General features: G+C 55.5%; 12 protein-coding genes. 7 read left to right on the top strand and 5 right to left on the bottom strand.

The window, feature by feature from the left end; translation table 11 throughout:
• Positions 1 to 63: 63 nt before the first annotated feature.
• Positions 64 to 573: an AAA family ATPase gene (locus IT971_RS08505; protein WP_063092884.1), complete on the top strand. Its 510-nt coding sequence runs from the start codon at positions 64 to 66 to the stop codon at positions 571 to 573.
• Positions 574 to 576: 3 nt separating this feature from the next.
• On the opposite strand, the gene IT971_RS08510 is transcribed toward IT971_RS08505, so the two are convergent.
• Positions 577 to 1494, bottom strand: a complete 918-nt coding sequence (locus tag IT971_RS08510) for a LysR family transcriptional regulator (protein WP_063092885.1) — start codon at positions 1492 to 1494, stop codon at positions 577 to 579.
• Between the two features lie 109 nt (positions 1495 to 1603).
• On the opposite strand from IT971_RS08510, the gene IT971_RS08515 reads away from it, so the two are divergent.
• Positions 1604 to 2884, top strand: coding sequence for an MFS transporter (locus IT971_RS08515; RefSeq protein WP_063092886.1), 1281 nt, complete (start codon positions 1604 to 1606; stop codon positions 2882 to 2884).
• Between the two features lie 66 nt (positions 2885 to 2950).
• Here the strand turns inward: IT971_RS08515 and IT971_RS08520 are convergent, their stop codons facing one another.
• On the bottom strand, positions 2951 to 3949 hold the full coding sequence (locus IT971_RS08520; RefSeq protein ID WP_007090011.1) for a cysteine synthase A: 999 nt from the start codon (positions 3947 to 3949) through the stop codon (positions 2951 to 2953).
• Positions 3950 to 4079: 130 nt separating this feature from the next.
• Positions 4080 to 4712 (bottom strand): NUDIX domain-containing protein, encoded by a 633-nt coding sequence (locus IT971_RS08525; protein WP_063092887.1) that lies wholly within the window; start codon positions 4710 to 4712, stop codon positions 4080 to 4082.
• Between the two features lie 307 nt (positions 4713 to 5019).
• Between IT971_RS08525 and IT971_RS08530 the strand changes: the two genes are divergently transcribed.
• The 3 genes from IT971_RS08530 to IT971_RS08540 all read left to right on the top strand — a co-directional run bounded on the left by IT971_RS08530 (position 5020) and on the right by IT971_RS08540 (position 8805).
• Positions 5020 to 6654, top strand: a complete 1635-nt coding sequence (locus IT971_RS08530; protein ID WP_063092888.1) for a diguanylate cyclase — start codon at positions 5020 to 5022, stop codon at positions 6652 to 6654.
• A gap of 47 nt (positions 6655 to 6701) precedes the next feature.
• Positions 6702 to 7211, top strand: coding sequence for a GNAT family N-acetyltransferase (locus IT971_RS08535; RefSeq protein WP_063092889.1), 510 nt, complete (start codon positions 6702 to 6704; stop codon positions 7209 to 7211).
• A gap of 133 nt (positions 7212 to 7344) precedes the next feature.
• On the top strand, positions 7345 to 8805 hold the full coding sequence (locus tag IT971_RS08540) for an aminoacyl-histidine dipeptidase (protein ID WP_063092890.1): 1461 nt from the start codon (positions 7345 to 7347) through the stop codon (positions 8803 to 8805).
• A gap of 56 nt (positions 8806 to 8861) precedes the next feature.
• Here the strand turns inward: IT971_RS08540 and IT971_RS08545 are convergent, their stop codons facing one another.
• Entirely contained in the window at positions 8862 to 10232 is a 1371-nt protein-coding gene (locus IT971_RS08545) for a DnaJ domain-containing protein (RefSeq protein WP_007090006.1), read from the bottom strand.
• A gap of 187 nt (positions 10233 to 10419) precedes the next feature.
• Here IT971_RS08545 and IT971_RS08550 point away from each other — a divergent pair, with 187 nt between their 5' ends.
• Both IT971_RS08550 and ykgO read left to right on the top strand, forming a co-directional pair.
• Positions 10420 to 11466, top strand: a complete 1047-nt coding sequence (locus IT971_RS08550) for a methyltransferase domain-containing protein (RefSeq protein ID WP_063092891.1) — start codon at positions 10420 to 10422, stop codon at positions 11464 to 11466.
• A gap of 150 nt (positions 11467 to 11616) precedes the next feature.
• Complete coding sequence (gene ykgO, locus IT971_RS08555; RefSeq protein ID WP_007090004.1) at positions 11617 to 11742, top strand: type B 50S ribosomal protein L36; 126 nt, start codon at positions 11617 to 11619, stop codon at positions 11740 to 11742.
• 92 nt (positions 11743 to 11834) lie between these two features.
• On the opposite strand, the gene IT971_RS08560 is transcribed toward ykgO, so the two are convergent.
• Positions 11835 to 13616 (bottom strand): adenylate/guanylate cyclase domain-containing protein, encoded by a 1782-nt coding sequence (locus IT971_RS08560; RefSeq protein ID WP_158526648.1) that lies wholly within the window; start codon positions 13614 to 13616, stop codon positions 11835 to 11837.
• Between the last annotated feature and the right edge of the window lie 98 nt (positions 13617 to 13714).

Consider the following 13714-nt stretch of genomic DNA (forward strand, 5'->3'; position numbering starts at 1 on the left):
AATCAGATGCTTGCCAGTCAGGGAGTGTCGGTTTTAGGGTCAGGGCCGGAGAAAGGATAGAATATGCTAATCATTTTTGGCGGTTTGCCCGGTGTTGGCAAGACATCCATTGCACGCGCACTGGCGCAAAAAATCGGTGCGGTGCATCTTCGGATCGACACGATAGAGCAGGCGATCCTTGATGCCGGGGTTTTGCCCGATGATGATATCGGCCCGGTCGGCTATATGGTTGCCAACCGGCAGGCGACCGATAACCTTAAGCTCGGCCTGACGGTGATTGGCGATGCGGTCAATTCGGTTGAAGAAACCCGAAGTGAATGGCGACTGGCAGCAGAGCGCGCCAGTAAACCCTATGTGCAGATTGAGCTGATCTGTTCCGATCCGGGGGAGCATCGCCACCGTGTCGAAACGCGATCCTGTGACATTGAAAACCTGCATCAGCCCGACTGGGACAAGGTCCTTGGCCGTCATTACGAACCGTGGGACGGGGTTGATCTGATTATCGATACGGCAAAGATGACGGTGGATCAGGCCGTCGATGCAATTTGCGGTGTGATCGATAAAAATAAATAAGGTTCAATTGTTCAGGTCGTTTTCCTGATCTTCTGCGCGATGGGCATTCAGCGTGCGGCTGACGAAGTTGCGCAGCACGGTCGAGATATCGTTGCTGCGATAGGCCAGTGCGAGATGCGCCATCGGGACATCGCCCGCGACCTTGCGATAGACCACGCCATTGACCTGCAATTGTGCCATGGCGGCGGGGACGAGTGAGAAACCGAGTTCGGCGGCGACAAAGTTGATCACCGAGCCCAATTGCGGTGCACTTTGCCCCATGACCGGTTCAAATCCGGCGGCACGGCAGGCGGCAACGACGATATCGAAATGGGTTGGTCCGACCTGGCGCGGGGTCAGGATCAGGGCATCGTCACGCAGGGTTTCGAGCGCAACCGTTTCATGCCGGGCGGCGGGATGACCCGCCGGAAGCACGATCAGCATCGGTTCGGATTTCAGGCGGTGCAGTTTGATGGCATCGCTGTTGGCGCCCCCCTGCCGCAGGAAGACGGCATCAAGCTGTTCGTCCATAAGCGCATTCAAAAGGCGGGCGGAATTGTTTTCTTCCAGCGTCATTTCAACACCGGGATAGGCGCGCCTGAAATCACGGAAAACGCGTGGGACGCTGGGGCTAAACGCGGCGGATGCGGTAAAGCCCACCCGGATCGAGCCGATTTCACCGCGACCGGCGCGACGGGCGGCACGGATGGCGCGTTCCGCCAGTTCGGGGAAATGCTGCACGATATCGCGAAAGGCAATTCCGGCCTCGGTCAATTCCGCGCCATGCGGGACGCGATGAAATAGCTGGGTGCCGATTTCGGTTTCAAGATCGCGGATCTGCTGGCTTAGCGGCGGTTGACCGATGCCGATGCGGGCTGCGGCACGGGTAAAGTTCCCCTCGCGGGCGACTTCAAGAAAATATCGAATATGACGCAGTTCCATCCGGTATATCCAAAACATATCGAAAATGACTGTGACATATATTGGACCGATATCGAGAAAGCTGCAATCCTTTCGGTCAGATCAGAATTCTTCAAAACGAGGCCGGAATATGAGTGCCCACCGGGTGGAAAGCCCCGCAGCGCAGGCTGCCAATGATGATATCAAGCCAGCCGCCGCCGGGGCCGAGCCGGTTTATACCGAACCGGGATCGCCGGAATTCCGCCGGATCAGTCTGGCGCTGTTTCTGGCGGGGTATGCGACCTTTTCGCTGATTTACTGCGTGCAGCCGCTATTGCCGGAACTGGCGCGCGATTTTGCCGTCAGCCCGGCATCCAGTTCGCTTGCGCTGTCACTGACGACCGGGTTTCTTGCCTTTGCCATCCTGCTTGCCGGGGCGGTGTCCGAGGCATTCGGGCGCAAGCAATTGATGTTTGCATCGATGTGCGGCGCGTCTATTTTGAACCTGATTGCGCCGTTGCTTTCCGACTGGCATGCATTCCTGGTGGTGCGTGCGCTTGAGGGCCTTATTTTAGGTGGGGTTCCGGCGGTGGCGATGGCGTATCTGGCCGAGGAAATGCATCCGCGCGGCCTTGGCACCACGATGGGAATTTACATCAGCGGGACCGCACTTGGCGGGATGAGCGGGCGCGTGGTGATCGGCATTCTGACCGATATGTTTGGCTGGCATCTGGCCCTTGGTGCGATGGGGGCACTTGGTTTGCTGGCTGCCCTTGGGTTTGTCATCCTGTTGCCGGCATCGCGCAATTTCGTGCGCCGCCCCGGTTTTCAATTATCCTATCATATCCGCGCGTGGGAAGGGCATCTGCGCCATCCCGGCCTGCCATTCGTGTTCCTGATCGGGGCATTTGCGATGGGCTGTTTTGTGACGGTGTATAATTATGCCGGGTTCCGTTTATCCGCGGCCCCCTATGACCTGAGCCAGGGGCAGATCAGCCTGATTTTTGTGGTTTATCTTTGCGGGATGGTGACGTCGTCCATCGCCGGTGCCATGTCAGATCGGATCGGCCGGGGCCCGGTTTTGCTGGCGGGTATCCTGATTGCAGGTGCCGGGGTTGCCTTGACCCTGCTTTCCAGCCTTTGGGGCATGATCGGTGGGATCATGGTCCTGACCAGCGGGTTCTTTGTTGCCCATTCGGTGGCAAGCGGCTGGGTCGGGCGGATGGCGAAACAATCCAAGGGCCATGCGTCATCGCTTTATCTGCTGGCCTATTATCTGGGTTCAAGCATCATGGGATCGGTCGGCGGCTGGTTCTGGTCGCATGGCGGCTGGGACGCGGTGGCGGCGTTTGCCGGGGCGCTTCTGATTGGGGCGGCGATTTGCGGGACTTACCTTTGGCAGGCCGCAAGACGGGCTGAGGCCGTTGCCTGACACAGATAAAAAGAAACCCCCGCTATCGGGCGGGGGCTTCTGTCTGATCGCTGGTTACAGGCGTGCCTAGAGCCAATCGGGGCTCGGCAGGCCTTTTTCCTTGAGGAAGGCCGGGTTCCACAGTTTGCTTTGATAGCGGGTGCCAAGGTCACACAGGATGGTGACGATGGTTTTGCCCGGGCCGAGTTCACGGGCCAGACGTACCGCACCGGCGATGTTGATGCCGGTCGAGCCACCCATGCAAAGCCCTTCTTCCTTGAGCAGGTCAAAGACGATCGGCAGCATTTCATCATCTGAAATCTGGAACGGGTGATCGATATCGATACCTTCGAGGTTGGCAGTGATCCGGCCCTGACCGATGCCTTCGGAGATCGAGCTTCCTTCGGATTTCAGTTCGCCAAATTTGTAGTGGCTGTAAAGAGCAGCCCCCATCGGATCGGCAAGACCGATCTGAATATCCTTGTTGCGATCCTTAAGTGCCATCGACACACCGGCAAGTGTCCCGCCGGTACCGACCGCACAGATAAAGCCGTCAATCTTGCCGTCGGTCTGTTCCCAGATTTCGGGGCCGGTGGTGTCGATATGGCCCTGACGGTTGGCGACGTTATCGAACTGGTTGGCCCAGATGGCCCCGTTCGGTTCGGTCTTTGCCAGTTCTTCGGCCAGACGGCGCGAAACGTGAACATAGTTGTTCTGATCGCGATAGGGGACGGCGGGGACTTCGCGAAGGTCGGCACCGAGCAAACGCAACAGGTCTTTCTTTTCCTGGCTTTGCGTTTCGGGGATGACGATCACTGTGCGATAGCCAAGCGCGTTGCCGACCACGGCAAGACCGATGCCGGTATTGCCAGCCGTGCCTTCGACAATAACGCCGCCGGGCTTCAGAAGGCCGCGTTTTTCCGCGTCACGAATGATGGCAAGGGCAGCGCGGTCTTTGACCGATCCGCCCGGATTGGCATATTCCGCCTTGCCCAGAATGGTGCAACCCGTCAGCTCGGAAACCTTTCTGAGTTTCACAAGCGGGGTGCGGCCAATGGCTTCAATGGTGCCATTGCGAATGTCCATGACAGACTCCAAGCGTGGTTAGAATGTGTTTTGTTACCTGTTGATTGGGTCTTTTATACACAAAAGTCAAGATGGATTAAAAATTACCACGTAATTTGTGTGTTAATTAATTCACATCCTAAAACCGCACTCATGGACCGGAAACCCCGGCTTCCCGGCGAATACGGTCGCGATTGAGCATCAGCCACTGAATGGCAATCGTCGCCGTTGCATTGCAGAGTTGTCCGTCACGCAACATGGCAAAGCATTCATCGGACGATACCGTATAAACGCGAATGTCTTCGCCTTCTTCTTCCAGACCATGCAGGCCATTGGCACCCGACGCATCGACCCGACCATAATACATGGTGACTGTCTCGCTCGAACAGCCGGGGGTGACATAGTAACGCGAAATCAGTTCCAGGTCGCCGATGATGGTGCAACCGGATTCTTCCTTGGTTTCGCGGTGCGCGACATCTTCCATTTCCTCGCCATCCTCGACGATGCCCGCGACAATTTCTGTCAGCCAAAGCGGCATTTCAGGGAAACGCTGATGCACCGAAATGGCGCCGGGGCGGAATTGTTCGATCAAAACGACTTCGTCACGCACCGGGTCATAGGGCAGGACCGCAACCGCATGCCCGCGTTCAAGAACCTCGCGCTGCAGAACCGCACTTTGGCCGCCGTCAAAAAGGTGATGGCGCAATTCATATACATCAAGTTTGAAATGGCCGTCCCAACCGCGTGTGCGGCGAATGATTTCGTAATTATTGTTGTGTTTCATAAATTCTGTCCGGTGGTGGTTCTGGAATTATCATTCTGGAGACAACATATATCTCATGGTTTCACATCAGATTTGTGAAGAGAAGAGGGCAGAGCCACTTTGCGGTTGATGCGCGCCTCCCGTGAGGGGGGATTAGCCGAAACCGTTCAGGTTGCACTGCAACTATTCGCAAGGGTGTGAGGCCAAGTGCCGTATTTTAATAATTTTTAATGTAGTGTAAAATCTGATCAATTAGCGCGCGGAATGAACGCTGCCAAACCGGACAGGTAGCGCGTTAGATCGCATTGGCGGGGAAGATGGGGCTTTGATGCGATTCGAACCGACTGAAATCGCGCGTCTTTACGGGCGGTCGCGGGTGGGAGTTGTCGTGCACAGGGATTTGAACGCTGTGTATGTCAATGACGCCTATGCGAAAATGCTTGGCCGAAAAGACGTGAAGGATTTCATGGCGGAGCCCGATCTGCGCCAGTATATCCCGCCCAGTTTCCATTACGAAGCCAGCAAGCTTGTTGCGAAGTTTCAGGATTCGACCGGTTTTCACGGTTGGAAAAAGGTCTATAACATCCGCACCGATGGAACCCCGGTCTGGATGGAGATCAGCGACGAAACCGTCGAATGGGGCGATGACAACGCGGTTCTAACCACTGCACAGCTGATTGATAACGGCACGACGGCCATGCAGGTCGATCACATGCTGGGACGGTCCTTTATTGGCGTGATGGTCCATCGCGACATGACGGCACTTTATGTCAACGATGCCTTTGCCCGCCTGATGGGGGCGGACAATGCCAGTGCCTTCATGGAAAAACCCGATATCTTGCGGTTTATTCCCGAAGCGGATCGGGATCGGGCGATAAAACATGTTGCTGATATTTTACACGGCGCGCGTGAAGGCGAGCGTCATCGTGTGCGCGATATTCTTGATGATGGTAGCACGGTCTGGCGCGATCTGACCGACGAGCGGATTTTGTGGCACGACGGACGCCCGGCAATCCTGACCACGGCACATGACGTGCGCGAAGAAGTCGAAATGAACGAAGCCCTGATGCGAACCAAGGCCGGGCTTGAAGAAGCTGTGACCGAGGTCATCCGCATGGTGCCATCGGCTGTAGCCATGCTTGATGTCCATCAGAATGTTACGAACTTCAATCGTGAATTTGCCCGCCTGTTTGGCGAAGAACAACAAAACAAAGATGACGATCCGGTCTTTGATATTTCGATTTTGTGCAATTTGTATGCATCCATGATCAAAGGTGGCCACGGGCACGCCAATGTCGATAGTGTTGAAACCCCGTCCGGTTCTCACGCTGATATTCGCATGAACCTGATGGAAGATGGCAGGGTGATGGTTTCGGCATTGGATATTTCCAGCCACAAGCGCAAGGAGCAGCATCTTGACGCGCTTGCTTCGACCGATCCGCTGACCGGGGCGCTGAACCGGCGCGGATTTGAATCCGCTGTCAGCCGTCTTCGCGAAATTCGCCTGCTTAAAGGCAAGGTCTGGCAATTCGGGCTGGTGGTGCTGGATCTGGATTATTTCAAATACGTCAATGATACCTATGGCCATTCTGTTGGTGACAGGGTTCTTGAGAAAATTGCCATCACCTTGCGGCAGGCGCTTCGTGATGATGACCTTGTCGTGCGTCTGGGCGGAGAAGAGTTTGCTGTCCTGCTGCCATCTGCAACCACGGCGGTTACGAAGCGTATTGCGGAACGGCTTGCCAATATGATCCGTGCCATCGAAATCCCGGTCGGTGCTTCAGGCAGCGAGATGGTGACCATCACGGCCAGTTTCGGTGTAACTGTCGGCGGGGAACTGCGTGGGCAGTTTGTGGAACTGGAGCAGGCGTTGCTGGTGGCGGACCGCGCGATGTATGACGCCAAGGAAGCCGGTCGCGACACGATCAGGTTCCTGACCTTCGATGATGATATCGACAACTGAATTTCCGTGAATTATCTTCGCGCTTTGCGCAATCGGGCAGGCGAAAGATGACAATTCGTGAAATGCGGTCTTCGGACGGTGATGCTGTTGTCGATATCTATGACCGGGCACTGAAATCCGGCCATGCATCCTTTCAACAAAACGGCGGAAGCTGGGACGACTGGGATAACGGGCATTTGACGAAATGCCGGTATGTTGCCGTCGATGAGGCCGGTCAGGTGACGGGCTGGGCGGGATTGTCTGCTGTTTCGGGGCGCTGTGCCTTTGCCGGTGTTGCGGAGGTATCGGTTTATGTCGATCCGCAATGCCAAGGGCGGGGCATCGGAAGTGCGTTGATGAACGCATTGATCCGTGGTTCGGAACAGAACGGTTTCTGGTCGCTGGAGGCCGGGATATTCCCGGAAAATACCGGCAGTGTTGCCCTTCATCGAAAACACGGGTTCGAAATTCTTTGCCAGCGTAGCGGATTTGGCCGGATGGGATATGGCCCGATGCAGGGGCAGTGGCGCGATGTGCTGCTGCTTGAACGGCGCAGCAATGTTGTCGGGATCGACTAGATATCAATCCAATCATTTGTCACTGGGTTGCGTAAAAACCCGTAGATGATCTGGAAATTGCGGTGCCGATGCGCTAAGCAGCAGGGGCACCCGCGATAAATGCCGCGAATAAACGATACAGGAGAGCGCCACCGTGAATGAGATCAGCAAAATTGCCCCGGTCGCAATCTGGGAAAACTTCCAGAAGCTTTGCGATACCCCGCGCCCGTCGACCAAGGAAGAAGCCGTTTTGCAGCTTCTGGAAAAGATGGCCGATGCCAAGGGTTTCGCCCATTTCCGCGACAGCGGCAGCAACCTTGTCATTTCCATTCCGGCCAAACCGGGGTTCGAGAATCGCAAGATGGTCATCCTTCAGGCCCATGTCGATATGGTGACCCAGGCCAATAGCGGATCGACCCATAATTTTGATACCGACCCGATCCGCATGATCATGGATGGTGAATGGATCACGGCCGACAATACCACCCTTGGTGCGGATAATGGCATCGGGGCGGCGGCCATGATGGGGTTCATGACCGAAGAAGGTCTTGAACATGGTCCGCTGGAACTGTTGTTCACGGTTGATGAGGAACGCGGCCTGACGGGTGCGATGAACCTTGAGCCGGGGCGGCTTAAGGGCGAAATCCTTCTGAACCTTGATACCGAAGACGAGTACGAGCTTTGTGTGGGTTGTGCCGGCGGCGGTGATCTGGTCGCGAGTTTTGCCTATACCCCCGAAGCGGTTGAAGGCGGGCAGGTCGCGCGTGAAATTGCCCTGACCGGGCTTAAGGGCGGCCATTCGGGCATTGATATCATTCTGGGCCTTGGCAATGCCAACAAGCTGATGGCGCGTTTCCTGCGCCCCGCCATTCGTGATCTTGGTGCGCGGATTGTGACCATCAATGCCGGTACGGCGCGCAACGCGATCCCGCGGGAATCCTTTGCAACGGTTGTTTTGCCGTCCGACAAGGTATCTGCCTTTGATGGCGCGCTGAGCGCCTTTGCCGCCGAGGTCAAAGACGAGATCGGCGCGATCGAGCCGAATTTTGCCATCGCAGCCAAAGATGTCGCATTGCCAGCAAAAGCGATGAGTGCAGCGGATTCCAAACGTTTCAATAACGCGGTTGTCGGGGCACCGAACGGTGTTCACGCCATGAGCACCAGCGTTGAAGGTGTGGTGGAAACGTCAATCAATCTGGCGATTGTCAAACTGGCTGATGGGAAGGCGGATGTGACCCTTTCGGCACGCAGTTCAATCAATTCGGCGCGGGATGCCCTGCGCGAGGTTGCGACATCGGTGTTTGAAAATATCGGCGCGACGGTGAAGTGGGGCGATGCCTATCCCGGTTGGAAGCCGAACGCGGATAGCGAAGTCGTCAATATGATGAAAGCGGTTCATCGCGACATGTTTGGCAAAGACCCTGAAATCCGGGTCATTCATGCCGGGCTTGAATGTGGTGTATTGGGCGCGAAATATCCGCACTGGGATATGGTTTCATTTGGCCCGACCATCAAACGCGCGCATAGCCCGGACGAATGCGTCCATGTGCCAAGTGTCCTGCGTTTCTGGGATTATCTTCTGGCGGCGCTGAAGGCGGTTCCGGTCAAGAACTGACCGGTTCCATCAGGCCATATCAAATGAGTTTCTTTTGCGACTGATCGTATCCGCGGTCAGTCGCAACTGTTTGTAGCGCACCATTCATCGCGGGCTTTGGCACCGCTTCCGGGAACCAGCGCATCCAGATTGACGAACCCTGTTTCGCCAAGGGCTGTTTCAATTTCAATCCAGAAATCCTCGCTTGGTCCGTCGACATAGACGGTTTCGAAGCGTGCCAGACGCCGCATGACCGGATATTCGATACCGGGGCCTTCGCGCATGTTCAGAAGATCACGGTCAATATAATAGGGATCGCGATCTTCGCCGATCAGCTTTTCGACGGATCGCGTCAGTTCGCTGGTCTTGTCGGCAACAAGTTGCGGGATGTCGTGACTGACAAAGCCTTGCCCCGGTCCAAACGCCACCAGCAAACAGAAAATGGCAACAAACAGCGGGCTTAGATGCAAAAGGGCATCGAGCATCCCGGCCTGTTTCCATTCGCTGCGGACCCGGCGAAGGGGTTTTCCGTCATCCAGACGCCGCAGATTGGCGCGGATCTGTTCGGCCAGCACCGACCGGTTGGTGCCGATGAAATCACTGGCTTGTAACAACACGGCCCGGGCAAGGGGTTTATTTCCGCTGCGTTCGAACGCAGTGGCCTGTGTGAACAGAAGTTTTGCATTGCCCTCTGCGGGCAGGGTGCCGCCGCGCATATTACCAATGATTGCCCGCCATGCCGGGATGAAGCTGCGCCAGCCCCAGAAACCGCGCAGCCATGTTTTGAAGCTGGCCTTAAGCGCCATACGTTTTGCCCCTTTAGGGGCAAGGTTGGCGGTGATTTTTTCGATTTTCAGGGAATTGAGAAAACCGCGCACAATGGTGAATTCAACCATGCGGGGTTGGGCGGATACGACTTCTGTCACGGCACAGCGGACAAAACCGGCCTGATCGGGCTTTGCGCGTGCTTTTGCGTGGCGCTTGGCACCTGGATGGATGTTTGATTTGCGTGCCGCGTTGCGTTCCTGCTGCTGGCGATAGGCTTCGTTGGCGCGGGCAAAGCGTTCCTCTTCGCTTTCGCGGTTGGTTTCGGCCTTGCGCCCTGTACCGGCAAAGCCCTGACGGGTGCGTTGTTGCGAATTGGCGTTTTGGGCACCGGCGGCCTGTGGGCCATAGGGGCCGTTTTGCTGTTTGCCGGCTGTGCCATCATTTGTGCCGGTACCGTTTTTACCGTTGCGTGATGGGTTTGGCGGTGCCTTGCGCGCGCCGGTCAGGATTTCATAGGCTTCGGTGATGTCCTTGAATTTTTCCTCGGCGTCGATATCTGTATTGCGATCAGGATGAAATTCAAAGGCAAGCTTGCGGTAGGCAAGCTTGATTTCCTTTGCGCTGGCGCCCGGCGCAATTTTCAGCAGGCGATAATAGATCCCGAGGTGATCCTGGCTCATTCGTGAAAAGGCATCCTGCACATAAACATTGTCCCGAAGCCGGGCAGGTTAAATCACATTCACTTTATATTCGTATCGATGCTGGGATCATATGGTTGAAATCTTAACACGTTGTCACTTTTGCGTATTTGCCATATTTTGCAAGAATTGATCCGCTTATCTGCGAACCGCTTAGCGAGTATCCGCCTTGAAACTTAAATTCTGGCAACGCAATGCCGACCATGACGGCGATGTCCTTGATCACAATGGTGGTCATGGTGGTGATATGGCGGAATTCGTGATGCCCGAAGGTCACAGTCTGAGCCTTGCAACAAAGCTTCGTGCGCGTTGGCAGGGGTATGACAACCCGGTCGAATATTATCTTTTGCAAAAAGAAATCGATGATTACCGGGCGTGGCTTCACAAAATGCGCCTGTTTCTTGCCCGGCCGGTCGAGCCGGAACTGGGCGAGCTTGACCTTGATGATGAAATCGGTCGCTGGCCACCGGAACGAATCAAGCTTTATGCCAAGCTGTTTGATCGCGGCATCATGATCCCGGGTGGTCATGATTATGCGTTGGAACTGGCAAAGCCGCTTGCACTTGACGAGACGCTGAGCTGCCTTGAAATCGGGGCGAAGCTTGGCGGGGTTGCGCGTTTGCTTGCCGACAAGCTTGGTGTCTGGGTAACTGCCTACGAGCGGGATGGCGAACTGGCGTTGCTGGGGATGGAGCGGTCCGTGCAGGCCGGAGTTCAGAAAAAAGTCCCGGTGCAGACCTTTGATCCGGCTAACCCCGATTTGCGCAAAGCCTATTTCAACGTGGTTTATTCGTTTGGCGATCTTTTTCACATCGAAAAAAAGGATGTCTTGCTGGTCTCGGTGGCGGAAACGCTGCGTGATCACGGCCAGATATTGTTGACCGATTATGTCCTGACGTCCGAGGGCCACGAAGATGAGGTGGCCAATTGGGCAAAGTATGAGGACTTCAAACCGTTTCCATGGACGGCTGACCAATACAAAAAGGTGTTGGGCAAGCTGAAATTCGATATCCGTATCGCCAAGGACGAGACGGATGTGCATGTCAGTCAGATCAAAGCAGCATGGATGGCGATGCTGGCAGATATCCAGAACAGCGGTTTGGACCCGGATGTGCTGACATATCTGGTGCCAGAGATGGAAATGTGGATGAATCGCGTAAAAATGCTTGAAAACGGAACGCTAGCCTTTTATCGGTTCTACGCAACGATCAGGTGATTGCCCTGTTTCATGTCTACGGCGGGCGACGAAGGAATGGACTTTGTCCGGAATTCTGTCGCTGCAACCTGTTTTAGGTGTTGACAGGGGCTGGGTGTACTTCTATTTTCCGGCTTCCTCGAAGGGGCCAAGTTTCTAAGGTTTACTATTATGAAGATCCGGAACTCATTGAAATCCGCGAAGCTGCGGGAAAAAGGCTGCCGTATCGTGCGCCGCCGTGGCCGCGTATACGTGATCAATAAAAAGAACCCGCGTTTCAAGGCGCGCCAGGGTTAATTCCCGGTACCTTGTTCTCTCAGGTTTTACAAAACGCCGCATCGGTTTATCCAATGCGGCGTTTTGTGTTTTGCGGCTTGCCAACCCTTTTCTTAATCAATGCCATCTATCGGAATGGTATAGACAGCAGTTGTTTCGCTGCGTCCGCGCAGCAGAATTTCATCGGCAAGGCGGGCCTGGGCCGGGTCTGAAAGCTGATCGAATGTGGTGCTTGCGATCAGGATGCGTGTGCCCAGTTCCTTGTTTTTGGCTTCCAGTCGGGCGGCACTGTTGACCGCATCGCCATGCACGGTAAATGTCAGCCGATCCGGTGCGCCGACATTGCCCGCCACCAACAGGCCGGTATTGATCCCGCAACGACAGCGCAGTTCTTCGCCGTCAAAAAGATCATTGTGAACCAGTTTTTGCAGGGCCACAGCCGTGCGGACCGCCGCATCGGCGTGATCGGGCACTTCGTCAAAGGCATTGAACACGGCAAGGATGGCATCGCCCTGGAACTGGGTAATGATGCCGCCATTTTGTTCGATGATTGCCGTTGCCTTGGCAAAATAGGCATTCAGGATGGTGACGATCCGTTGCGGGGCGATCTTTTCGCTTAGGGTCGTAAAGCCGACCAGATCGACAAACAGGATGGATGCCTCGCACTGGCGGGATTGGATGTTGCCGGTGTCATCGTCAGAGGCCAGCAATTGCTGGGCGATGGCCGTTGGCAGGAATTTGCCAAACAGCCGTCCGATGCGTTCGCGGTCACGCAGGGTGATGGCCATATTGTTGAATGATCGTGATGCATCGTTAAATTCGATGATATGGCTGCCGGGTAGGATCGGCAGATCGTCAAGCATGCCGGTTTCAAGTTGCCTTGTTGCGGCGGAAAACCGTTTCAGCGGGCGCGTGAAATAATGCGCGATCATGACGGCCAGTATGATCGCAAGAACCATGATTGCCGTTCCGATCAGTGTCGCGAGCTTCAGGCGTTCCCATTCGCGGGTAAAAACGGTCGGATCAAAATGCATGCCCATTACAATTGGAAGACCCGCCGATTCTTCAAATTTCCGGGTGATGATAACGTGGTATCCGCCCGCGGTTTCGAGTGCCGAGGCCGTCGAACCATTGGTTCCATCAGGTGTTCGGCCGTCGTTGAAATCAAATGTCTGCCACTGGTCCATCTGTGCAAGAACCGGATCGGCAAGGTCGTCGATACGGGGCAGGACGCCAAGAACATCATCGGTTCCAAGATTTGCGGGCGGGTGCAACTGGTGCCAGTCGGGCAAGGCGGGATGGGCAATGACATGATCATTGACGATGACAAATGGCGTGCGTCCGGCCTCTGTCGGGTCCGTTTTCAGATCGCGTGAAAAATCGCCAAGTGATACAAGCTGCACAAGCGATCCGATATATTCCCCCCTTTGAAACAGCGGGATCATTTCGGTGATCACGACCTGATTGACCAGGCTGTTCCAGCGTGGAAACTGCGTGATGCTTTGGCCCGGGCCAAAGGCGATCAGGGATCGGGCGATGATGTCTTCCTGGGGATCGGCCTGGCGCGAGACAGTCCTGTCCGTCTTTGGATCGTACCACCGGAAACGACCATCGGGCATCAGAAGCCCGATGGCGGTCACATCGAGTTCATTGGTCACAAGGGCCGCCAGGGTATTGTCCCAGATGGCAGTGTCATCGGGTGAAAGATCGCCATTTGCCACTTCGCGGGCGACCCAGATATTGCGGCGTTGCATCCGTTCGATCCGGTTGCGCATGGCATTTTGCGCGTCTTTCAGGTCGGCATGGGTCATCGCAATCCATAGATTGCGGGTGTTGTCATAAGCCGTATCAAGGCCAAGGCGAAGTGCAAGCCCCACACCGAGTACGCTGGTCATAAAAAACGCGCCCAGCAATACGCCAAGTATCGAAAAACGCCCCCTGCGTTTGGTCATCATATTCCCCGTATGCCCCCAATGGCCCGGTTTGTTTTTCC

The organism is Thalassospira sp. B30-1 (assembly GCF_015767575.1).
Taxonomy (GTDB): Bacteria; Pseudomonadota; Alphaproteobacteria; order Rhodospirillales; family Thalassospiraceae; genus Thalassospira; species Thalassospira xiamenensis.